At 64.3% G+C, this 22,432-nt stretch carries 20 protein-coding genes and 1 pseudogene; 4 read left to right on the top strand and 17 right to left on the bottom strand.

The features are described 5' to 3' along the window. Positions 1–91: 91 nt before the first annotated feature. A complete protein-coding gene (locus BWR19_17255; protein ID APX94532.1) occupies positions 92–970 on the top strand; it encodes a transcriptional regulator IlvY in 879 nt (292 codons plus the stop codon). A 58-nt stretch (positions 971–1,028) separates the two neighbouring features. Here the strand turns inward: BWR19_17255 and BWR19_17260 are convergent, their stop codons facing one another. The 5 genes from BWR19_17260 to BWR19_17280 all read right to left on the bottom strand — a co-directional run bounded on the left by BWR19_17260 (position 1,029) and on the right by BWR19_17280 (position 8,221). Next, a complete protein-coding gene (locus BWR19_17260) occupies positions 1,029–1,520 on the bottom strand; it encodes an acetolactate synthase small subunit (GenBank protein ID APX94533.1) in 492 nt (163 codons plus the stop codon). Beyond that, a complete protein-coding gene (locus tag BWR19_17265; protein ID APX94534.1) occupies positions 1,520–3,244 on the bottom strand; it encodes an acetolactate synthase, large subunit, biosynthetic type in 1,725 nt (574 codons plus the stop codon). The genes BWR19_17260 and BWR19_17265 overlap by 1 nt, the downstream gene beginning before the upstream one ends. Positions 3,245–3,741: 497 nt before the next feature. Then, the gene (locus BWR19_17270) at positions 3,742–6,336 is read right to left on the bottom strand and encodes an ATP-dependent chaperone ClpB (protein APX94535.1); all 2,595 of its coding nucleotides are present in this window, start codon (positions 6,334–6,336) and stop codon (positions 3,742–3,744) included. Between the two features lie 150 nt (positions 6,337–6,486). Beyond that, entirely contained in the window at positions 6,487–7,251 is a 765-nt protein-coding gene (locus BWR19_17275) for a multi-copper polyphenol oxidoreductase (protein ID APX94536.1), read from the bottom strand. Positions 7,252–7,261: 10 nt separating this feature from the next. Further along, positions 7,262–8,221, bottom strand: a complete 960-nt coding sequence (locus BWR19_17280; protein APX94537.1) for a 23S rRNA pseudouridine(1911/1915/1917) synthase — start codon at positions 8,219–8,221, stop codon at positions 7,262–7,264. 115 nt (positions 8,222–8,336) lie between these two features. Here BWR19_17280 and BWR19_17285 point away from each other — a divergent pair, with 115 nt between their 5' ends. Then, positions 8,337–9,167: an outer membrane protein assembly factor BamD gene (locus BWR19_17285; GenBank protein ID APX94538.1), complete on the top strand. Its 831-nt coding sequence runs from the start codon at positions 8,337–8,339 to the stop codon at positions 9,165–9,167. Positions 9,168–9,319: 152 nt separating this feature from the next. On the opposite strand, the gene BWR19_17290 is transcribed toward BWR19_17285, so the two are convergent. After that, positions 9,320–10,951: an NAD+ synthase gene (locus BWR19_17290; protein ID APX94539.1), complete on the bottom strand. Its 1,632-nt coding sequence runs from the start codon at positions 10,949–10,951 to the stop codon at positions 9,320–9,322. A gap of 106 nt (positions 10,952–11,057) precedes the next feature. On the opposite strand from BWR19_17290, the gene BWR19_17295 reads away from it, so the two are divergent. Then, positions 11,058–11,321 (top strand): hypothetical protein, encoded by a 264-nt coding sequence (locus tag BWR19_17295; protein ID APX94540.1) that lies wholly within the window; start codon positions 11,058–11,060, stop codon positions 11,319–11,321. 3 nt (positions 11,322–11,324) lie between these two features. On the opposite strand, the gene BWR19_17300 is transcribed toward BWR19_17295, so the two are convergent. Next, positions 11,325–12,425, bottom strand: a complete 1,101-nt coding sequence (locus BWR19_17300) for a glycine oxidase ThiO (protein ID APX94541.1) — start codon at positions 12,423–12,425, stop codon at positions 11,325–11,327. 87 nt (positions 12,426–12,512) lie between these two features. Here BWR19_17300 and BWR19_17305 point away from each other — a divergent pair, with 87 nt between their 5' ends. After that, positions 12,513–13,067, top strand: coding sequence for a hypothetical protein (locus BWR19_17305; GenBank protein APX94542.1), 555 nt, complete (start codon positions 12,513–12,515; stop codon positions 13,065–13,067). Here BWR19_17305 and BWR19_17310 read toward each other — a convergent pair whose 3' ends face one another. From BWR19_17310 to BWR19_17355, 10 genes and pseudogenes are all read right to left on the bottom strand, one after another. After that, a complete protein-coding gene (locus BWR19_17310) occupies positions 13,068–14,288 on the bottom strand; it encodes a hypothetical protein (GenBank protein APX94543.1) in 1,221 nt (406 codons plus the stop codon). 43 nt (positions 14,289–14,331) lie between these two features. After that, complete coding sequence (locus BWR19_17315; protein ID APX94544.1) at positions 14,332–14,937, bottom strand: hypothetical protein; 606 nt, start codon at positions 14,935–14,937, stop codon at positions 14,332–14,334. 217 nt (positions 14,938–15,154) lie between these two features. Continuing rightward, positions 15,155–15,340: pseudogene (locus tag BWR19_17320) on the bottom strand (type IV pilus modification protein PilV). An 8-nt stretch (positions 15,341–15,348) separates the two neighbouring features. Continuing rightward, on the bottom strand, positions 15,349–15,825 hold the full coding sequence (locus BWR19_17325; protein ID APX94545.1) for a hypothetical protein: 477 nt from the start codon (positions 15,823–15,825) through the stop codon (positions 15,349–15,351). A gap of 4 nt (positions 15,826–15,829) precedes the next feature. Further along, on the bottom strand, positions 15,830–16,258 hold the full coding sequence (locus BWR19_17330; GenBank protein ID APX94546.1) for a hypothetical protein: 429 nt from the start codon (positions 16,256–16,258) through the stop codon (positions 15,830–15,832). Between the two features lie 165 nt (positions 16,259–16,423). Then, positions 16,424–17,401 (bottom strand): 4-hydroxy-3-methylbut-2-enyl diphosphate reductase, encoded by a 978-nt coding sequence (locus BWR19_17335; protein APX94547.1) that lies wholly within the window; start codon positions 17,399–17,401, stop codon positions 16,424–16,426. Further along, complete coding sequence (locus BWR19_17340; GenBank protein ID APX94548.1) at positions 17,401–17,862, bottom strand: peptidylprolyl isomerase; 462 nt, start codon at positions 17,860–17,862, stop codon at positions 17,401–17,403. Before BWR19_17340 ends, BWR19_17335 begins: the two co-directional genes overlap by 1 nt. 67 nt (positions 17,863–17,929) lie before the next feature. Next, positions 17,930–18,445, bottom strand: a complete 516-nt coding sequence (locus BWR19_17345; GenBank protein APX94549.1) for a signal peptidase II — start codon at positions 18,443–18,445, stop codon at positions 17,930–17,932. Positions 18,446–18,464: 19 nt separating this feature from the next. Continuing rightward, positions 18,465–21,299, bottom strand: a complete 2,835-nt coding sequence (locus BWR19_17350; GenBank protein APX94550.1) for an isoleucine--tRNA ligase — start codon at positions 21,297–21,299, stop codon at positions 18,465–18,467. Next, positions 21,296–22,342 (bottom strand): riboflavin biosynthesis protein RibF, encoded by a 1,047-nt coding sequence (locus tag BWR19_17355; protein APX94551.1) that lies wholly within the window; start codon positions 22,340–22,342, stop codon positions 21,296–21,298. Before BWR19_17355 ends, BWR19_17350 begins: the two co-directional genes overlap by 4 nt. Positions 22,343–22,432: the final 90 nt, after the last annotated feature.

The raw sequence follows: 22,432 nt of genomic DNA on the forward strand, positions 1-22,432 counted from the left end.
GTCGAAACGATGACGACACCTTAAGGCAGGCGCAGCGTTGCGTAAAACGCTATATTTGCAATATCACATTGCATGTATTGAAATACGCTACATGGACATGCGCCCCCTCAAGCACTTCCTGGCCCTGGCCGACATGCTGCACTTCGGCCGCGCCAGCGATGCCTGCCATATCAGCCCCTCGACGCTGTCGCGTTCGATCCGCCAGCTCGAAGAAAACCTCGGCGCACCGCTGTTCGAGCGCGACAACCGCCACGTCGCGCTGACCCGCCAGGGGCAGATGTTCCAGCACTATGCCCGCGATGCGCTGGAGCAGTGGGAGGCGATACGCCACTCGCTGATGAGCGAGGCCCGTGAGCTGGCCGGCGAGATCAGCATCTACTGCTCGGTGACCGCCAGCTACAGCTTCCTCTACGCGCTGCTCAGCGAATTTCGCCTGCGTCACCCGCGCATCGAGCTCAAGCTGCACACCGGCGACCCCGCCGAGTCGGTGGGGCGGGTACTGGCCGGCGAGGAGGACATGGCGATCACGCCCCGGCCGCGCACCCTGCCCGAAGGCCTGGCCTTCAAGCCGATGACCACCTCGCCGCTGGTGTTCATCGCCCCCTGCGAAGAGACCAGCTGGATGCCCAGCACGCCGCAGACCCCCAGCGCCGCCCAGTGGGCCGGCGTGCCGATGATTCTCTCCGAGTCGGGCCTGGCCCGGGAGCACTGCGACACCTGGTTCAAGGCGCTGGGCATCACGCCGCAGATCTATGCTCAGGTCGCCGGCAACGAGGCCATCGTCAGCATGGTCGGCCTGGGCTTCGGCGTCGGTGTGGTGCCCAAGATCGTGCTCGATAACAGCCCGCTGCGCGACCGGGTCACGATCCTGCCGGTCAAGCCCGAACTGCCCCACTACGACGTCGGCCTGTGCGTCGCCAAGCGCCGCCTCAAGAGCCCACTCATCCGTGCGCTTTGGGCGGAAGTGTAGAGAGCGCTACGAAAAAAGCCGCCCCGGAGGGCGGCTCGATAGGCTGGTTGAGGCTTGGCTAAAGGCTGAGCACCTTATCGCCACGGGCAATACCCGACACCCCGGTGCGGGCCACCTCGAGAATGCCCACCGGTGCCATGGCCTGCAGGAAGGCATCCAGCTTGCCGGCATCGCCAGTGATCTGCACCGTGTAGAGGCTCGGCGTGACGTCGACGATCTGCGCGCGGAAGATATCGGCGGTGCGCTTGACCTCGTCACGCGCGGCACCGAGCGCCTTGACCTTAACCATCATCAGCTCGCGTTCGATGTGGTTGCCCTCGGTCAGGTCGACCAGCTTGACCACGTCGATCAGCTTGTTGAGATGCTTGGTGATCTGCTCGATCACTCGGTCATCGCCGATCGTGGTCACCGTCAGCCGCGACAGGGTCGGGTCTTCGGTGGGCGCCACGTTGAGCGTCTCGATGTTGTAGTTGCGTTGGGCGAACAGCCCCACCACGCGGGACAGCGCGCCGGGCTCGTTTTCCATCAGGATCGAAATGATATGGCGCATCAGGTCCGCTCCGTCTTCGAAAGCAGCATGTCACGCATGGCACCCAGCGGCACCTGCATCGGATAAACGTGCTCGCGCGGGTCGACATAGATGTCGAGGAACACCAGCTCGTTGTTGTCGGCGAAGGCCCGCTCGAGGGCGGGTTCGAGATCCTCGTGACGCTCTACCTTGATGGCGGTAAACCCGTAGGCTTCGATCAGCTTCTGGAAGTCGGGCAGCGACTCCATGTACGAGTGCGCATGGCGCGACTTGTAGTTGAGGTCCTGCCACTGGCGCACCATGCCCAGCGACCCGTTGTTGAGATTGACGATCTTGACGCCCACCCCGTACTGCTTACAGGTCGACAGCTCCTGCATCATCATCTGGAAGCTGCCCTCGCCGGTGATGCACACCACATCGTCCTGGGGGTAGCTCTTCTTGATGCCCATGGCCGCCGGGAAGCCGAAGCCCATGGTGCCCAGCCCCCCCGAGGTGATGAAACGGTTGGGCTTGTCGAACTTGTAGTACTGCGCGGCAAACATCTGGTGCTGGCCGACGTCGGTGGTCACGAAGGCCTCGCCGCGGGTAATCCTGCACACCGCCTCGATGACCTCCTGCGGCTTGAGCGCCTCGCCGGGCTCGGAGGGCTCGTAGAGCTTGCCGCGGCGCTCCTCGCGCCAGCCGTCGATCTTCTGCCACCACTCGCCGAGGGCGTCGGGATGGGCGATCTCCTTGCCCTGCACCAGGCTGATCATCTCGTTGATCACGCTGGCCGCCGGCCCGACGATGGGCACATCGGCACGCACCGTCTTGGACACCGAACTGGGGTCGATGTCGACGTGCACGATCTTGGCAGTGGGGCAGAACTTGGAGGTGTTGTTGGTGACCCGGTCGTCGAAGCGCGCGCCGATGGCGATCACCAGGTCGGCATGGTGCATGGCCATGTTCGACTCGTAGGAGCCGTGCATGCCCAGCCAGCCGAGGCACTGGTCGTCGCTCTGCGGGAAGGCGCCGATGCCCATCAGGGTGGTAGTGATCGGGAAGCCGAGTTGCTTGACCAGGTCGGTGAGCCCCTCGCAGGCGCGACCGGTGATCACCCCGCCGCCGGTATAGAACACCGGCCGCTTGGCCTTGAGCATCAGCTCCACGGCCTTCTTGATCTGGCCGGTATGGCCGCGGGTCACCGGGTTGTAGGAGCGCATCTTGACCTTCTTCGGGTAGACGTACTCGTAGCGCTCGGTGGGCGCGGTCATGTCCTTGGGAATATCCACCACCACCGGACCGGGACGGCCGGTAGAGGCCAGATAGTAGGCCTTCTTGAGGACTTCCGGAATCTCGGACGGATGCCGGATCGAGAAGCTGTGCTTCACGATCGGCCGGGTCACGCCGATGATGTCGGTTTCCTGGAAGGCGTCATCGCCGATCAGGTGACTCATCACCTGGCCGCACAGCACCACCATCGGAATCGAGTCCATGTAGGCGGTGGCGATACCGGTCACGGCGTTGGTCGCGCCGGGCCCGGAGGTCACCAGCACGGTGCCGGGCTTGCCGGACGCACGGGCATAGCCGTCGGCGGCGTGGGTCGCCGCCTGCTCGTGGCGTACCAGGATGTGCTTGACCTTGTCCTGACGGAACAGCGCGTCGTAGATATGCAGCGCTGCGCCGCCCGGGTAACCATAGATATATTCGACGCCCTCATCCTGCAGGAAGCGGGCGATCATGTCGGCGCCGGAAAGCAGTTCCACGTGTGTTTCTCCCCTGGAGGTCTCGAGTGCGATCCATGTCCCAGTGCGGGTCATGGGGTCGAGTGCGACGGTACGTCGCTGCCGGCAGTGCCGGCACCTGATGCCAAACCCTGGCTAATGAGCCCTGTTGGGGCCTGCACTCTCATTCGGCAGCATCGATCCATGCAGCATGAATCGGCGCTACCTTTCACGGCGGTTCGCCGTGTCGGGGGCGTTGGCCAGACCGAGCGGTTAGCTCGGGCCGGAAGTCCTTCGGCGGGTAGAGGCCATTCGGCCTACCCTTCGCGCGGTGAGTGGGGATTGCCCGTATGGACCGCGCCCGCAATCAGGAACCGACAAGATTCCAATAGCGCGGCTGGGCTGTCAACCGCCAAACCGCCTTGGGTAGCCCAAGGTCGACAATTGAGCAAGGCGCAGCCATTAAAAAGCCCGTCTCGACCAGCGAGACGGGCAAACGAGGTCGGACGCGACCGTTTAAACCATTATTGGCAGTTGCCTCATTTCCTGAAGTGTAGCTGGCCTTCCTCGGCGCTGACCTTGATCACGTCGCCGGGCACGAACTTGCCGCCAAGCAGATCCTGGGCCAGCGGATTCTCGATGCGGCTCTGGATCGCCCGCTTGAGCGGGCGTGCACCGAAGACCGGGTCGAAGCCGACTACCGCCAGCTGGGCCATGGCATCGTCGCTGACCTCGAGCCCCAGCTCATGCTCGGCGAGGCGTGCGCGCAGGCGCTCGAGCTGGATGCCGGCGATGGCCTGGATCTGCTCCTGGCCGAGGGCGTGGAACACCACCACCTCATCGATGCGGTTGATCAGCTCGGGGCGGAAGTGGTCGGCGACCACCGCCATCACCATCTCCTTCATCTGTGCGTAGCCCTGCTCGCTGTCATCCTCGCTGGCGCCCATGCGCTGGATGATGTCCGAGCCCATGTTGGAGGTCATCACGATGACGGTGTTGCGGAAGTCCACGGTGCGGCCCTGGCCGTCGGTGAGGCGGCCGTCCTCGAGCACCTGCAGCAGGATATTGAAGACGTCGGCGTGGGCCTTCTCCACCTCGTCGAGCAGCAGCACCGAGTAGGGCTTGCGGCGCACCGCCTCGGTCAGGTAGCCCCCCTCCTCGTAGCCGACATAGCCGGGAGGGGCGCCGATCAGCCTTGCCACCGAGTGCTTCTCCATGAACTCCGACATGTCGATGCGAACCATCGCCTCTTCGGTGTCGAACAGGAAGTTGGCCAGCGACTTGCACAGCTCGGTCTTGCCTACCCCGGTGGGACCGAGGAACAGGAACGAGCCGTTGGGGCGGTTGGGATCGGCCAGCCCGGCCCGCGAGCGGCGCACGGCGTTGGCCACCGCGGTGACCGCCTCGTCCTGGCCGATCACCCGCTGATGCAGGGCTTCCTCCATGCGCAGCAGCTTGTCGCGCTCGCCCTCGAGCATCTTGGCCACCGGAATCCCGGTCCAGCGCGACACCACCTCGGCGACCTCCTCCTCGGTGACGTTGGAGCGCAGCAGGGTGTGGGTCGAGGTATCCGCCCCGCCGGCCTCGCTCTCGGCGATCTTGCGCTCGAGGTCGGGGATCACCCCGTACTGCAGCTCGGACATCCTGCCCAGGTCGCCCTGGCGCTTGGCGGCGTCGAGTTCGACCCGCGCCTTGTCGAGGGCATCCTTGTACTGTGCCGCACCCTCGATGCTGGCCTTCTCGGATTTCCACACCTCCTCGAGGTCGGCGTATTCGCGGGCCAGCTCGTCGATCTGCGCTTCGAGGGTCTCGAGGCGCTTCTTCGAGGCCTCGTCGGTCTCCTTCTTGAGGTGCTCGCGCTCCATCTTGAGCTGGATCAGCCGGCGGTCGAGGCGATCCATCTCCTCGGGCTTGGAGTCGAGCTCCATGCGGATCCGCGACGACGCCTCGTCGATCAGGTCGATGGCCTTGTCGGGCAGCTGGCGGTCGGTGATATAGCGCGCCGAGAGCCGCGCCGCGGCAATGATCGCCGAGTCGGTGATATTGAGGCGATGGTGGACCTCGTAGCGCTCCTTGAGGCCGCGCAGGATGGCAATGGTGTCCTCTTCGGAGGGCTCGTCCACCAGCACCTTCTGGAAGCGACGCTCGAGGGCCGCGTCCTTCTCGATGTACTTGCGGTACTCGTCGAGGGTGGTGGCACCCACGCAGTGTAGCTCACCGCGCGCTAGCGCCGGCTTGAGCATGTTGCCGGCGTCCATGGCGCCCTCGGCCTTGCCGGCACCGACCATGGTGTGCAGCTCGTCGATGAACAGGATCACCCGCCCCTCTTCCTGGGACAGCTCGTTGAGCACCGCCTTGAGGCGCTCCTCGAACTCGCCGCGGTACTTGGCGCCGGCCAGCAGCGCGCCCATGTCCAGCGACAGCACGCGCTTGTCCTTGAGGCCCTCGGGCACCTCGCCGTCGACGATGCGATTGGCCAGCCCCTCGACGATGGCGGTCTTGCCGACGCCGGGCTCACCGATCAGCACCGGGTTGTTCTTGGTGCGCCGCTGCAGCACCTGGATGGTACGGCGGATCTCGTCGTCGCGGCCGATCACCGGGTCGAGCTTGCCCTCGGCGGCCCGCGCGGTGAGATCGAGGGTGTACTTGTTGAGCGCCTCGCGGTTGTCCTCGGCGTTGGCGTCGTCGACGCGCTGGCCGCCGCGCAGGCTGTCGATGGCGGCTGCCACCGCCTTGCGGGTCAGCCCGGCCTGGGTCAGCGTCTTGGCCAGGCCACCGCCCATCTCCAGCGCCGCCAGCAGCACCAGCTCGCTAGCCACGAACTGGTCGCCGCGCTTCTGGGCATCGCGGTCGGCGAGGTTGAACAGCCGCACGAAATCGCGGGACGGCTGCACCTCACCGTCGAACTGGCCGACCTTGGGCAGGTCGTCGACATACTGCACCAACCCCGTCCGCAGGCGGCCGCTGTCGCCGCCGGCCTGCTGGACCAGGCCCTTGATGCCGCTGTCGCGGGCATCGAACAGCGCCAGCAGCAGGTGGCCAGGGTCGAGTTGATTGTGGCCACGGCCCACCGCCAGCGATTGGGCATCGGCCACTGCGCTCTGCAGCTTGCCGGTAAATTTATCGGGTCGCATTTACTCTTCCTCCATCGGGGTGGCGGCGCGTTCGGACGCGCCGCTTGGCCCTGTCAATAACGTCTTGACATCATCAATGGAGTCGGCGGGGGCCGCTTTCAAGTCGGCCGACGGGGAAAGCTCGCCTAGCGTTGATCTGGATCAAGCGCCTCAGCGCAGCCAGATCACGCTGGCCATGCGGCCGGTCTGGCCATCGTCGCGGCGGTGGGAGTAGAAGCGCGGCTCGCAGGCGGTGCAGAAGTGCCCGCCGCTGACCTGATGGACCCCGAGGCGCTCGAGGCGCAGCCGCGCCAGCTTGTAGATATCGGTCATGAAGTGGCCGAGCCGATAGGGGCTGGGCTCGAAGGCCGAGGCCGCCTCCGGCTGTACCGCGACAAACGCCTCGAACACTTCGGGGCCGACCTCGAACTGGGCGTTGGAGATCGCCGGCCCGAGCCACACCAGTAGCTCATCGGGGTCGATATCCAGCGCGGCCATGGTGGCCTCGAGCACCCCCCCGGCGAGACTGCGCCAGCCGGCGTGGGCCAGCCCCACCTTGGTGCCCAGGCGGTCGCAGAAGAACACCGGCAGGCAGTCGGCGGTCTGGATCACGCAGGCGTAGCGCTTGTCGTCGGCCACCGCCGCGTCGGCCTGGGGCACCTCGGGATCATAGGCCTGCTGCACCGCCGCGCCGTGCACCTGGTCGAGCCACAGCAGCGGGCGGTCGTCGTCGAGCTGTGCGCGCAGCAGCTCGCGGCAGCGCTCGACCATGGCCGGGTCGTCACCGACGTGCAGCGCGGTATTGAAGGCCGCGAAGGGCCCCTGGCTGGGGCCGGTCTCGCGGGTGGTAACGAAGGCCCCCACCCGGGTCGGTGCCGGCCAGTCGGGCAGGATCAGCGTCGGGTGCGGGTGCAGGTCGTCGGCGGCGTCGTGCATCGCGGGCTCCTCAGCGCATGGTGGCGTGGTCGTCACGCAGGTAGTCGAGCAGCATCAGCATGTCGTCGGGCAGCTCGGCGCGGTACTCGACCCGCTGGCCGCTGGCCGGATGCAAGAAGGCCAGCTTGCGGGCGTGCAGCGCCTGGCGCGGGAAGCCGCGCAGCAAGTCCTTGAGCGCATCGTCGGCGCCCGGCGGCAGCTTCAGCCGCCCGCCGTAGAGCGCATCACCAATCAGCGGAAAGCGCTTGTGGGCCAGGTGCACGCGGATCTGATGGGTGCGCCCGGTCTCGAGCTTGCAGCGTACATGGGTATGGTGACGGAAGCGCTCGGAGACTCGGTAGTGGGTCACCGCCGGCTTGCCGTTGCCGGTCACCGCCTGGCGCTTGCGATCCTTGGGATGGCGGCCGATGGGCGCATCCACGGTGCCGCCGGAGGTCATCACCCCGGTGACGATGGCATCGTACTCGCGGGACATGCTGCGCGCCTGCAGCTGCTCGACCAGCGCAGCCTGGGCAGCCAGCGTCTTGGCCACCACCATCAGCCCGGTGGTGTCCTTGTCGAGGCGGTGGACGATGCCGGCGCGGGGAATGCTCGCCGCCGCAGGGTGATGGTGCAGCACGGCGTTGAGCAGGGTGCCATCCGGGTTGCCCGCGGCGGGGTGGACCACCAGCCCCGCCGGCTTGTTGATCACCAGCACCTCTGCATCCTCGAAGACGATATCCAGCGCCATCGCCTGGGGCTCGAAGCGAGTGTCCTCCTCGAGCTCGGCGCGCAGCAGCAGCTGCTCGCCGCCGTGGAGCTTGTCCTTGGGCCGCCGCTGCTCGCCATCGACGGTCAGCGCCCCCTGCTGGATCCAGCCCTTGAGGCGCTCGCGGGAGAAGTCGTCAAACAGCTCGGCTGCGGCCTGATCGAGGCGCTGGCCGGCCATGGCGTCGGGGACGCGGGCGTCACGGTGTAGGGTCTCGGACATGATGAAACGGCGGGGCCTGTGTGTTTTGCAAACGGGTGCGTTATAGTGAGCCGATTGTGGCAGATTGCGAACGATTCTAGCATGGCCACCCGGGTTGTTTGATACGAGGATCAAGATGCGCGTTATGCTTACCGGCACCCGGTTCGGTGCCTTCGCCCTCGCCGTGACCCTGCTCAGCGGCTGTGCCCTGTTCGGCGGTGGCGGTGACGACGAGTCGGACGACGACCTGCCCCAGGTGTCCGAACAGGAACTCTACCAGCAGGCCCGCGCGTCGCTGGAATCGGGTCGCTACACCACCGCGGTAGAGGAACTCGAGGCGGTGGATACCCGCTTCCCGTTCGGCGACTACGCAGAGCAGGCCCAGCTCGAGCTGATCTACGCCTACTACCAGACCGACAACTGGGAAGCGGCACGCGCCGCCGCCGGGCGCTTCATTCGCCTGCAGCCGGACCACCCGCAGGTCGACTACGCCTACTACATGCGTGGCCTGTCGGCCTATCAGGCCGGGCGCTTCAGCCTCGAACGGCTGCGGCTGGTCGACCTGTCACGCCGCGACCTGGGGGCTTCCCGCGACGCCTACAGCGACTTCAGCGAGCTGGTCCAGCGCTATCCGGAGAGCGAATACGCGCCGGACGCCCGTCAGCGCATCATCTACCTGCGCAACGTGCTGGCCGCCCAGGAGCTTCACGTGGCCGATTTCTACCTGCGCAAGGGCGCCTACCTGGCTGCCGTGCAGCGCGGCCGCTGGGTGATCGAGAACTACCCGGAGTCCACTGCCAACCGCGATGCGCTGGCGGTGATGGTGGAAGGCTACCTGGGGCTCGGCATGCGTGACCGCGCCCGCGAGGTGCTAGCCACCCTGATCGAGAACGACCCGCGCCACGAGCGCCTCAGCGGCCGCACCTTCCGCCCGCTGCACGTCGACGCCGACTCGATTTCGGCATAGCGAGCGCCGCAGGATAATATCTCCACCTCGAGTGGTATCAACGAAGAACCCCCGCCGGATCACATCCGGCGGGGGTTCTCTCGTTAGCGCCTCGGCACCCGTAACCTACCTGCCGGGCGCTGGGCGCTTGCCGCTCGGCGCTGCCCGCAGGGCTACTCCCCCGGCTGCCAGCCGTTGACGATCGGGTAGCGGCGGTCGCGGCCGAATCCGCGCGGCGTGACGCGCACACCGACCGGCGCCTGGCGCCGCTTGTACTCGCAGCGGTCGACCAGCTGCACCACGCGATAGACGTCCTCACGCGCGAAGCCCGCTTCGATGATCGCCTCGGCACTCATGTCGCCCTCGATGTAGCGCGCCAGGATGGCGTCGAGGGTGTCGTAGTCGGGCAGCGAGTCGCTGTCCTGCTGGTCCGGCGCCAGCTCGGCGGAGGGCGGGCGGGTGATGACCCGCTCGGGGATCGCCGGCTCCTGGGTGTTGCGCCAGCGCGCCAGGCGGTAGACCCAGGTCTTGTAGACGTCCTTGAGGGCGTTGTAGCCGCCGACCATATCGCCGTAGAGCGTGGCATAGCCCACCGCCATCTCGCTCTTGTTGCCGGTGGTCAGCACCATCAGGCCCTTCTTGTTGGAGATCGCCATCAGCAGCACGCCGCGCACCCGCGACTGGAGGTTCTCCTCGGTGGTATCGCGTTGGGTGCCGGCGAAGCTCTCGGCGAGGGTCTCGCTGAACGCCTCGACCATCGGCGCGATCGGCATCACCTCGTAGTTGACGCCGAGCAGGCGGGCCTGCTCGGCGGCATCCTGCTGGGAGATCTCGGCGGTGTAGTGGTAAGGCATCATCACCGCGTGCACACGCTCGGGGCCCAGCGCATCCACCGCGATGGCCAGCGACAGCGCCGAGTCGATACCGCCGGACAGCCCCAGCACCACGCCCTTGAAGCCGCTCTTGTTGACGTAGTCGCGCACGCCGGTGACCAGCGCACAGTAGAGGCTCTCCTCGGCCTCGACCTCGGGCTCGATCTCACCCGTGCGCGGCACCCAGCCCGCCTTCTCCTTGACCAGCTGCACCGGCATCAGCCCCACCTGCCAGTGCGGCGCCTGCACCTGCAGCTTGCCCTGGGCGTCGACGCAGGCCGAGCCGCCGTCGAACACCAGCTCGTCCTGGCCGCCGATCTGGTTGACGTAGACCAGCGGCAGCCCCACTTCGGCGGCGCGCTCGGCGAACAGCGCCAGGCGCTCGGCGGGCTTGTCCTGGTGGTACGGCGAGGCGTTCAAGGTGACCAGGATATCGGCGCCGGCCTGCTGGGCGCGCCGCGCCGGGGCCTCCTGCCACATGTCCTCGCAGATCAGGATGCCGAGCCTGGCGCCCTTGTGCTCATGCACCAGCGGCTCGCTGCCCGGCGTAAAGTAGCGCTGCTCATCGAAGACCTGGTAGTTGGGCAGCGCCTGCTTGGCATATTCGGCCACCCATTCGCCGCGATAGAGCAGGCCGGCCAGGTTATAGCGCCGGCCCTCGCGCATACCGGGATAGCCGACGATGACCAGCACCTCGCGGGACATCTTCTCGGCCATTCGGGCCCGCGCCTCGCGCAGGCGGGTCTCCATGGAGGGGCGCAGCAGCAGATCCTCCGGCGGGTAGCCGGTCAGGAACAGTTCGGGCAGCACGACGATATCGGCACCATGCTCGATACGCGCCTCGCGCACCGACTCGATGGCGCGCTCGGTATTGCCGGGAATATCACCGACCAGCGGGTCGAGTTGGGCCATCACCAGCGTCAAGTCTTGCATGGGCGTGAAAATCTCTCGAAACTCATGGATAGCCCATTGTCCCGCATGGCCGCACCGCTGGCAAAGCCGCGACGCGCCCCCGCCTCCTGCAAGGAGTCATATAAGGATGAACCTGTTGATCATACGCCTGATCATTTTCGCCGTGCTGTTCTTCGCCGGCCTCAAGCTGTACCGCATGTACCGCGACTGGAAACTCGACCGCGAGGAGCTGCTGGACCACGATTCAGGCGACAGCGACGCCAATCAGATCGTGCGCTGCACCTACTGCAAGGTGCACCTGCCGGAGACCGACGCCCTGCGCGAGCGCGGCGAGTGGTTCTGCTCCAGCGCCCACCGCGACAAGTATCTCGAAGAGCAGAAGGACGAGTAGCGGCTAGGCGCTGATCAGCCGCCCCTCCAGCCGGTAGGGGCTTGGGTCGAGGATCGCTTCGCGCCCCAGCAGCTGATCTACCAGCAGGCGCGTCGAGGCCGGCGCCAGCACCAGGCCATTACGGTAGTGGCCGGCATTGACGCTGAGGTTGTCGAGCCCCGGCACGCGGCCGATAAAGGGCGTGCCATCCGGCGAGCCCGGCCGCAGCCCGGCCCAGTGATGCTCCACCTCGCACTCGGCCAGCGCCGGCACGATGCGCGTGGCACTCTCCCACAGCGACTCCCTGGCCGCGCGGTCGGTGCCCTTGTCGAAGCCCGCCTCTTCCAAGGTCGAGCCGGCCAGCACGCGACCGTCGGCGCGGGGAATCACGTAGCGGCCGTCCATCAGTACCACTCGTTGCAGCAGCCCCGTCGGCGCCTTGAACAGGATCATCTGGCCCTTGACCGGGCGCACCGGCAGGCCCACGCCGAGTGACCCGAGCAGCTCGGCGGCCCAGGCGCCACCGCAGACCACCACCTCCCCGGCAGTGAAGCGCTCGGCGCCGGCATCCACCGCCGTGATTCGCCCTGCCGCGCGTGAAAGGCCGGTCACCTCGCAGCCCTCCTCGATGCGCACCTTGGGCATCGCGGCCAGGCGTGCGCGCAGCGCCTTGACCAGCCGCGGGTTGCGAATGCTGCCCAGGGTCGGCATCCACAGCGCGCCATCGCAGCCCGGCACCGCCGCCGGCTCCTTGGCGTAGAGAAAGTCGGCCGCCACCCGCTCCAGCGGCTTGCCCACCGCCCGCGCCCAGCCCAACGCCCGCGGTTCATCCTCGACGCGCAGGTACAGCAGCCCCTTCTGGCGATACTCCGGATCGATACCCGTTTCTTCCAGCAACCGCAGCGCAAGCTCGGGGTAGTAGCCTTCCGACCAGGTCGAGAGACGCGAGATCGGCGCCGTATAGCGCCAGGGATAGAGTGGCGAAACGATACCGCCACCGGCCCAGGAGGACTCGCGGCCGCACGCACCGCGCTCGAGCAGGGTCACCTCGTGGCCGGCGTCGGCCAACTGCAGCGTGGTCATCATGCCGATGACCCCGCCGCCTATGACTAGGAAATCACTCACAGCAGAATCCGATATGGCTTACACAGGCTTGGGCTAGGGTGACAGTAGCGGCACCAGGGATGGAACGCGCCTGCCAGGGAGGCACCCATGCACCCACCGAGCCACCAAGACTATCACGAGACGCCAGCGGCCAGCCGCCGACGCGCACGTCATATCAATCGGGGGTTTACGCTGATCGAGCTGCTGGTCGTCATCGCCGTGGCGGTGATCATGGCCACCTGGGCCATTCCCAACTACCAGCAGTTTACCGCACGCAATCAGGTAGCGGCCGAGGTGATACGGATCAAATCCGCGCTGGCCATGACCCGAAATGCCGCCATCACCCGGCGCACACAGGTAACGCTCTGCCCCAGCCCAACCCTACAGTACTGCGACGTCGCCGCCGGCTGGGAAAAGCCGCTGGCAATATTTGTTGGCAGCGGTGAGGCCGGGGATGCCGAGCTATTGCGCACCTTGGGCGAAAGCCGCCTCGAGTCGTTGAGCTACCGCAACGACAACCGCCCCGTGCGCTATCAGGCGCTGGGGCGGTCAGGAGGGTATAATGGGACTTTTCGGCTATGTGGAAAACTTGATACCGGTGCCCGCATCATTATTAACAATATGGGACGTATGCGCGTCGAATCTGAGCGACCTAAATGCTAGTCAATTCCAGCTGGCCAGCCTAGGAACACCTGCTCCGGTTCCAATGAAGCTACTCCAATCAATCACTCCATTAATTGCATCCCTAACTATTTGCTCATCAAATTTCACTGACCCTGCATTGCCACCACCACTAAATACTATATCTACAGGATCTGATGGAACACTGAAATCAACTTCTCCGTCAACCTTAGGATAATTAGCAGCCAAAAGCATCCCATTAACTACAACATTGCCCCCCATCGTGACATTTCCGCCAAGCGATACAAGCACCCCACAAAACTGTGCGCCGCCTCGTAGCCGAAGATCTCCGGTTACAACAAGTATGGCAGGATCAGCACTTACATCTCCTCTATTACCGTTACCCTCTTCATAGCACTCACCAATAGTTTCGCCATTGTACTTAACTCCATTTCCATTGGTATCTACATTACCATCAATAATTGCAGAATTTGGCATACTGCTTCCTACAACCGAATCATATATAGACTTAACTGTCTGACTTGTACGGGTACTCGGCTCTCCGTAATAGAGTATCCCTGAATCAAAGACATTTTCGTCTATATCAAGAATTTCCTCAGGGTGCTCATATGCCAAAGAACTAAGCGTTATAACCTCCTCACCATCCTGAACTATAGTCACTTCAGCTTGAGAAGAGGTAGGCTGCCAAACAGCTGCCCTGTCAGAATCTACAATACCACCAAGAACTGTTAAAGCCGAATCAAACCCAACAAAAGCGGGCACAATCCTTGCAAAAACAAGCTCACTCTGAGAAATGAAACCTTCATCATCTCCGCTTTCTCTAACAACGCCCACGGAGACTACATAGTTACCAGCAGGCACGGGGATTTCTTCATCATCAGGCAAATTCAGCAAAGAATAAGCCCATCCTCCTTCGCTCTCAGGCGGTGTTTTCCTGAGATTGCCTAGAAGTTCAAACCCTTCCCAGCCAGAAAACACATCAAGTGGAAAAACACTTTCATTATCTTCCAGAAAATCAGCCAAGCTTTCAAAGCTTGCGCTCCAGCCAGCACCTGGCTCTATATCTTTTAGCCCTCGCGAGGCGCCTGCCTCAGCATTCATCTGCGCCTCTGTCTGGACTCTATAGTTTCCCGCTAAGCGCTCGTCAATCTGCGAGGATTGCATGCTCGATAGGCCTAGCATCAATGACACTACCAGCAAGGATAGAACGACTATTAGCGCTGCGCCTTTCTGCTTTTTCATTATCCTACTCCGGGAAGCCACTACAGCCTCATCTACACCAAGATTATTCATTAGTTACTGCTGCGGTGCGGTTAACAGCGTAAAATTTGAGAAAGTCTGGGGAACCATCACCAGTGGGCATAAGAGATAACGTCATCAACACAACCCCCTGGCTCAGTAAGCTATCATCTACACCAATTGCACCATTATTATCTTCAAACCCGGCCACAACTTGTTCGAAGTTAGTAGGTAAAGCACTGCCACATGACTGAGCCATTTCCAAAGCTCTACCCAGTCCTTGACCGACAGGTGAGTCACTGAGTCTATACACTTTATTCACCCCTGTATCGCAACCAGAGATGTCTCCACGATTAGGAACTCTTAGGGTTAATTTGTTCTCGTTGCTATCCCATAAAATCCCTCTCTCGCCATCACCCCAATTATACCTCGGGTCGGCCCGCCTAACATCCCTCAAAATCACCTCCACAGCGAAGTTGACCGCTGCCTGCTTCTCACTTAGAGTCTGCACTTGGCGATTGGTCTGAAACACGGTCAAAAAAAGCTGCCCCGCACCCAAGATAATGATCAGGCCGATTACCATCGCAACCATCAGCTCGACCAACGAGAAGCCCAGCTGTTTTTTATAAGCCCCAGTCTTAAAGCCCTTCATTGTCTTCACCATTATCGGCAACTGGAAGCCTAACTACATAAGAAAAAGATTCTCTGCCGTCTTCTTCAAACCTCTCTTCATCCCAAGCTATCGTTATAATAAACTCACAATCACTAGGGGGGCCAACCGGCGATTCACTTAACCCGGGCAGGTACTCTGACCATTGCGAGTGCCATTCGCCACCAATACCATTGACGATGGATTGATCAGGGCACTGAAGATCAGACATGCTCGCCCAAAGCCTTTCCTGAGCATCCTGAGCGGCTAGCGAAGCAATAGAACGCTGGTAAGCAGCATGGGCGCCTTGGAGTGCATTGAGCTGCATGGCAGCCACCCCCAACATACCGATGGACAGTACCAGCAAGGCAATTAGCGCCTCGATTAATGTGAAACCTTTTGACATAGCTTTGCTCATGGAGTTATTACTCCAGAAGTTTCAGCACACTCCTCAGCACGTGCGACACGGCCAAAGCGGCTAACCGTTACTGCGCGGCAACCGGCTATATCGTGGCGTACGTTTAGCAGACATCCATCTTCACAGTCGGATCCTGACACGGTTCGCCCTAGGCTGTTGAAAGTAACATTACCATCCGAAGCCACTGCCATGCGCGAGTCCCGAGAATTTCTAATCCGGATGTCGTCGTCATTTTCCAGCTTAACTCTATACTCCCACGGAGACTCATTCACCAAGGTAAATGTCACCTCCTCACGACGTTTGATCGCCTCGCTCCTGGCGTAATTCACACCAGATATAATTTCATTGTAATCGCTCACTAAACGATTATTGTTCATCATGGCAGAGAAGTTGGGCACCGCCACCGTGGCAAGAATAATCGCAACGGCAAGTGTTACCAACAACTCAATTAGCGTGAAACCTTTATTGTTCATATCGCTACCAACAAGAGCCGGTGGTTCGATTTTCACCTTCTCCGGCCCCCCTTTCCCCATTACTTCTTATCCACAGGGTGCTGCAACCATCTGTTACTCGGGTTGCACCTGTTGCCTCTAAGCGAAAAGTCGACCCGGACTCAGTAAGCGTGATATTAGGATATACTCCGTCCGGCGATGAGGTCGTTACCAAACAATCATCTGGATAAGTACTCGATACGGTATAGCAGCGTTCCATTTCAGAAGCTGCTTGCATCAAGCCTGACTGCCCATCGGTGACCCGTGCCTGCTGCACATAGCGCTGATAGCTGGGGTAGGCGATGGACGCCAGGATGGCGATGACCGCCACGGCGATCATCAGCTCGATCAGGGTGAAGCCCCTCTGGCGCGTCGGGCGCCGGGAGGCGATGTCGGTAGCTTGCCCTGCACTCACTGCGGTGTCCCCCGCTTGCGGTTGCCCTGCATACTCGCGTTACCTTTCGTTTCAGTATGTATCATGCGCACCGTTTCTGACAGTATCCAAGCGCAAAAAACCGGGCCTTCCGCCCGGTTTCCTTACCAGCCTATCTCGTCAGAATAGCCCACTCTGGGCTAGTGCTCACTCACTGGCAATCACACGCTCCCTCAACTCGCGCGGCATGGAGAAGGTAATCGTCTCGGTGCGCCCGGAGAGTTCTTCGGGAACGCTGGCGCCCAGGCCCTGCAGCCGCTCGATGACGCCCTTGACCAGCACCTCCGGGGCGCTGGCGCCGGCGGTGAGGCCGATGGCGGTGACGCCATCGAGCCAGGCCGGGTCGATCTGGCTGGCGTCATCGACCAGGTAGGCCGGGGTGCCGACCCGCTCGGAGAGCTCGCGCAGGCGGTTGGAGTTGGAGCTGTTGGGGCTGCCCACCACCAGCACCAGGTCGCTCTCGGCGGCCAGGCCACGCACCGCGTCCTGGCGGTTCTGGGTGGCGTAGCAGATGTCGTCCTTGCGCGGCCCCTCGATCTCGGGGAAGGTCGCGCGCAGCGCGTCGATGACCTTGGCGGTATCATCCATCGACAGCGTGGTCTGAGTGACGAAGGCCAGCCGGCTGGGGTCCTTGACCTGGAGCGCGGCGACGTCGGCCTCGTCCTCGACCAGATAGATCGCCCCGCCCTGGGCGGTGTCGTAGCGGCCCATGGTGCCTTCCACCTCGGGGTGGCCGGCATGGCCGATCAGGATGCACTCCTGGCCGCGCTTGGCGTAGCGCAGCACTTCCAGGTGCACCTTGGTCACCAGCGGGCAGGTGGCGTCGAAGACCTTGAGGCCGCGCCGCTCGGCTTCTTCCTGCACCGCCCGTGACACGCCGTGGGCGGAGAAAATCACGATGACGTCGTCGGGCACCTCGTGGAGTTCCTCGACGAACACCGCACCGCGTTCGCGCAGAGTGTCGACCACGAAGCGGTTGTGCACCACTTCATGACGCACGTAGATCGGCGGGCCGAACACATCGATGGCGCGGTTGACGATATCGATGGCGCGGTCGACGCCGGCGCAGAAGCCGCGGGGGTTGGCCAACTTGATGTGCATGGCGGACTCTCTTGCCGTGGGCATCAATGAGTGGTGGCCGGGCGAACCTGAATCACCTCGACCTCGAAGGTCAGGGTACGCCCCGCCAGCGGATGATTGAAGTCGACTTCGACCTGCTCGCCGTCAATGCTGGCGATCACCCCGGGCAGCTCGCCGCCGGCGGCATCGGCAAACGACATCACCGTGCCCACCTCGGGCTCGACGTCGTCGAAGTCGTCACGCTTTAGCAGCTGCACGTTCTGCGGGTTGTGCTGGCCGAAGGCGTGCTCCGGGGAGATCTGGTAGCTGCCGGTGTCGCCGTCGGTGAGGCCCTCGAGGGGCGCCTCGAAGCCCGGCGGCAGGTTGCCGTCGCCGACCTGAAAGGTGGCCGGGCGCTTGTCGCGGGTCGAGTCGACCACGGTGCCGTCCTCGAGCTTGAGGGTGAAGTGCAGGGTGACTTCCATGCCGTCAGCGATGCGATGGACGCTAGCAGGTTGATCGCTCATCTGTGTCTCTCTTGGCGTGGGCGGGGCGCTGCCGTGAACCGATTGGACGCGCCGGCCGCCGTGGGGTTCAGCGCCGGGCGTCGCGAAACGACTCGATGATCAGGCCGGCGGCGCCGAGGGTAATGCCGATATCGGCGACGTTGAAGGCCGGGAAGTACCAGCCGGCGGCGTGGAAGGAGAGAAAATCCACCACGTAGCCGTGCACCAGGCGGTCATAGAGGTTGCCCAGCGCGCCGCCGATGATCAGCGCCAGCGACGGTGCCAGCAGCACCTCGTGGGCCTTGAGGCGGCGCAGCCAGATGGTCAGGCCGATACTGGCACCGATGGCGACCAGCGCAAAGAACCAGCGCTGCCAGCCCGGGTGCCCGGCCAGGAAGCTGAACGCTGCCCCGGTGTTGTGCAGCAGCGTCAGGTTGAAGAACGGCAGCACCTCCACCGGGCGGGCATAGCTCAACCAGGCGCTGGCGGCATACTTGGTCGCCAGGTCGAGCACGATCACCGCCGCGGCCAGCCACAGCCAGCGCAGCGGTTTATGCATCGGTGGGGCGGAAGCCTTGTCGGTCATCTCAGCAGTCTCGGACATCGTCGGTCTCAGGCATCACTTAAGCATAGCGCCGGGTTTCACCCGGGCCGTCGGGCAGGTTGCTGATACAGCGCCCGCACAGCTCGGGGTGCTCGGCATGCTGGCCGACGTCGGGGCGGTGGTGCCAGCAGCGGTCGCACTTGTGGTGCTCGCTGGCGGCCACGGCCACCTTGAGGGTGTCCAGCTCGGTGGCCTCGGCGGCGCTGCCGTCAGCGAGCGGCGCCAGATGCACGTCGCTGGTCAGCAGCACGAAGCGCAGCTCGTCGCCCAGCGTGGCCAGCGTCTGGTGCAGGCCATCATCGACGTAGAGGGTCACCTCGGCGGCCAGGCCGCTCTTGATCTGCTTGGCGTTGCGCGCGTCTTCCAGGCACTTGTTGACCGCCTGCTTGACCTCGAGCACCTGCTCCCAGAAGTCGCGGCCCAGCGGCGCGTCGTCTGCCAGGGTGGCGAGGCCCGCGTAGTACTCCTCGAGCAGCACGCTGTCGGCACGCTTACCGGGGATGTGCTCGTAGATCTCCTCGGCGGTGAACGACAGGATCGGCGCCACCCAGCGCGACAGCGCCTCGACCACATGATAGAGCGCGGTCTGGCAGCTGCGGCGGGCCAGCGATTCGGTCTGGGTGGTGTACTGGCGATCCTTGATCACGTCGAGGTAGAAGCCGCCCAGCTCGCGGGAGCAGAAGGTGTGCACCTGCTGGTAGACGTCGAGGAAGCGGTACTCGTCATAGGCGGTGTCAATGCGCGCCTGCAGCTGGGCGGCACGATCGACCACCCACTGGTCCAGCGCCAGCATGTCGTCGAAGGCCACCGCATCGCGCTCGGGGGCGAAGCCATTGAGGTTGCTGAGCAGGAAACGCGCGGTGTTGCGGATCCGCCGATAGACGTCGGCGGTGCGCTTGAGGATCTCGTCGGAGACCGCCATCTCGCCGGAGTAGTCGGTGGAAGCCACCCACAGCCGCAGGATATCGGCGCCGAGCTTGTCCATCACCTCCTGGGGCGCGACCACGTTGCCCACCGACTTGGACATCTTGCGGCCCTGGGCGTCGACGGTGAAGCCGTGGGTGAGCAGGCCGCGATACGGCGGGTGGCCGTCGATGGCGCAGCCGGTCAGCAGCGAGGAGTGGAACCAGCCGCGGTGCTGGTCGGAGCCCTCGAGGTAGAGGTCGGCGCGCGGGCCCTCGGCGTGGCCGAGCTGGTGGGAGTCGCGCAGCACGTGCCAGTGGGTGGTGCCGGAGTCGAACCACACGTCGAGGGTATCGGTGACCTTTTCGTAGTCCGCCGCCTCGGCGCCGAGCAGCTCGGCGGGGTCGAGGCGGAACCAGGCGTCGATGCCCTCCTGCTCGACGCGCTTGGCCGCCTCTTCCATCAGCTCGACGGTGCGCGGGTGCAGCTCGCCGCTGGCCTTGTGCAGGAAGAACGGGATCGGCACGCCCCAGTTGCGCTGGCGCGAGATGCACCAGTCCGGCCGGTTGGCGATCATCGAGTGCAGCCGCGCCTTGCCCCAGGCAGGGGTGAACTGGGTGGCCTCGATGCCCTCCAAGGCGCGCTGGCGCAGGGTCTTGCCGTCGCTGTCCTCGAGATCCATGCCCACGAACCACTGCGCCGTGGCGCGGTAGATCACCGGGGTCTTGTGGCGCCAGCAGTGCATGTAGCTGTGGGTAATGGTCTTGTGGGCCATCAGCGCACCGGCCTCGGCGAGCTTCTCGACGATCTGCGGGTTGGCCTTCCAGATCATCTGGCCGCCGAAGAACGGCAGGTCGTCGGCGTAGACGCCGTTGCCCTGCACCGGACTCTTGATCTCATCGAAGCTCATGCCGTGGGCGCGGCAGGTGACGAAGTCGTCGACCCCATAGGCCGGCGCCGAGTGCACGATGCCGGTGCTGCCCACCTCGGACTCGACGTAGTAGGCGAGGTACACCGGCGACAGCCGATCGTAGAGCGGATGGCGGAAGTCGATCAGGTCCAGCGAGGCGCCCTTGGCGGTGGCGACCACCTCGCCGCTGAGGCCGAAGCGCTCCAGGCAGCTCTCGACCAGGTCGGCGGCCAGCAGCAGCAGGCGCTGGCCAACGTCGACCAGCGCGTAATCGAACTCGGGATGCACGTTGAGCGCCTGGTTGGCGGGGATGGTCCAGGGCGTGGTGGTCCAGATCACGATAGCGGCCGGCTTGGGCAGCTGGCCCAGCCCGAAGGCCGCGGCCAGCTTGTCGTCGTCGGCGCAGGGGAAGGCCACGTCAATGGCGTCGGACTGCTTGTCCTGGTACTCCACCTCGGCCTCGGCCAGCGCCGAGCCACAGTCGAAGCACCAGTTGACCGGCTTGAGCCCCTTGAACACGTAGCCGCCCTTGACCATCTCGGCCAGGGCGCGGATCTCGCCGGCCTCGTTGGCGAAATCCATGGTCTTGTAGGGCTTTTTCCAGTCGCCGATCACCCCCAGGCGGATGAAGTCACTCAGCTGCTCCTGGATCTGCTCACCGGCGTACTCGCGGCACAGGCCACGCGCCTTTTCGGGGTCGAGGTGCTTGCCGTGGGTGGTCTCGACCTTGTGCTCGATGGGCAGGCCGTGACAGTCCCAGCCCGGCACATAGGGCGCATCGAAGCCGGCCAGGCTCTTCGACTTGACGATGATGTCCTTGAGGATCTTGTTGACCGCATGGCCGATATGGATGCTGCCGTTGGCATAGGGAGGGCCGTCGTGGAGCACGAAGCTCTCGCGGCCGCGGCGCTCGTCGCGCAGCCGCTGGTTGATATCCAGCTGCTCCCAGCGCGCCACCCGGTCGGGCTCACGCTTGGGCAGCATGCCGCGCATCGGGAAGTCGGTTTCGGGCAGGTTCAGGGTGTGCTTGTAGTCGCTCATGAGTGTCCGTCAGCGTCGCGCCCGGCAGCCGCATCGGCGGCCGAGGAGTCGTAAGTCGCAGCCTCGCGCGCCAGCGGCGCCGATGCCAGGGGAAGAGTGTCGTCGAGCCCGCCGCCTTGGCGGGCAAAGTAGCGCCGCGCCTGGGCCTGGTCGCGGGTGATCTGGGCCTTGAGCGGCTCGAGGCCATCGAAGCGCATCTCGCCGCGCAGGCGGGCACAGGGCACCACCGTCAGCCGCACACCGTAGAGGTCGCCGTCGAAGTCGAACAGGTGCACTTCGAGTACCGGGCGCTCGCTACCCACGGTGGGCCGCCAGCCGACGTTGGCCACCCCGGGCAGGCGTCGCCCGTCGGGCAGCGTGACCGCCACCGCGTAGACCCCGCGCAGCGCCAGCGGCAGGCGCAGCAGCGGCAGGTTGGCGGTGGGCACGCCGATGGTGCGCCCCAACTGCTGGTCGCGTACTACCCGTCCGCCCAGCGCATAGGGCCTGCCCAGCATGCGCTCGGCCTGGGCGAAGTTGCCGCAGGCCAGCAGGGTGCGCACCCGGGTGCTGGAGACGCGTTCGTCGTCCAGCGCAAAGGTGCGGGTGTGCTCGACGCCTACGCCGCGCTCGGCGCCGACCTCGGCGAGCAGCGCGAAGTCGCCGCTGCGGTCGCAGCCGAAGCGGAAGTCGTCGCCGACCACCAGATGCTTGACGTCGAGGCCGTCGAGTAGCACGCGGTCGATGAACTGTTGGGCGGTGAGGCTGCGCAGCGCCTCGTTGAACGGCAGGCAGAGCACGAAGTCGGCGCCGTGGGCGTCGAGCAGGGCGACCTTGTCGCGCAGCCGGGTCAGCCGCGGCGGCGCCTGGTCGCCGGCGAAGTACTCCCGCGGCTGGGGCTCGAAGACCACCACGGTCACCGGCACGCCAAGCTTGCGGGCGCGCTCGCGGCACTGCTCGAGAATCGCCTGGTGGCCGCGGTGGACGCCATCGAAGTTGCCGATGGTGGCCACGCAGCCGCGGTGCTCGTCGCGCAGATTGTGCAATCCTCGAATCAGTTGCATGCGTTGCTCACGTGCTCCGTGCCGTACCTCAGCGAATAAAACCATCGATTATAGCGGCCCACACTTCGGGCGCCTATGTCATCGGTCGCT

This window comes from Halomonas sp. 1513, from assembly GCA_001971685.1.
Lineage (GTDB): Bacteria > Pseudomonadota > Gammaproteobacteria > Pseudomonadales > Halomonadaceae > Franzmannia.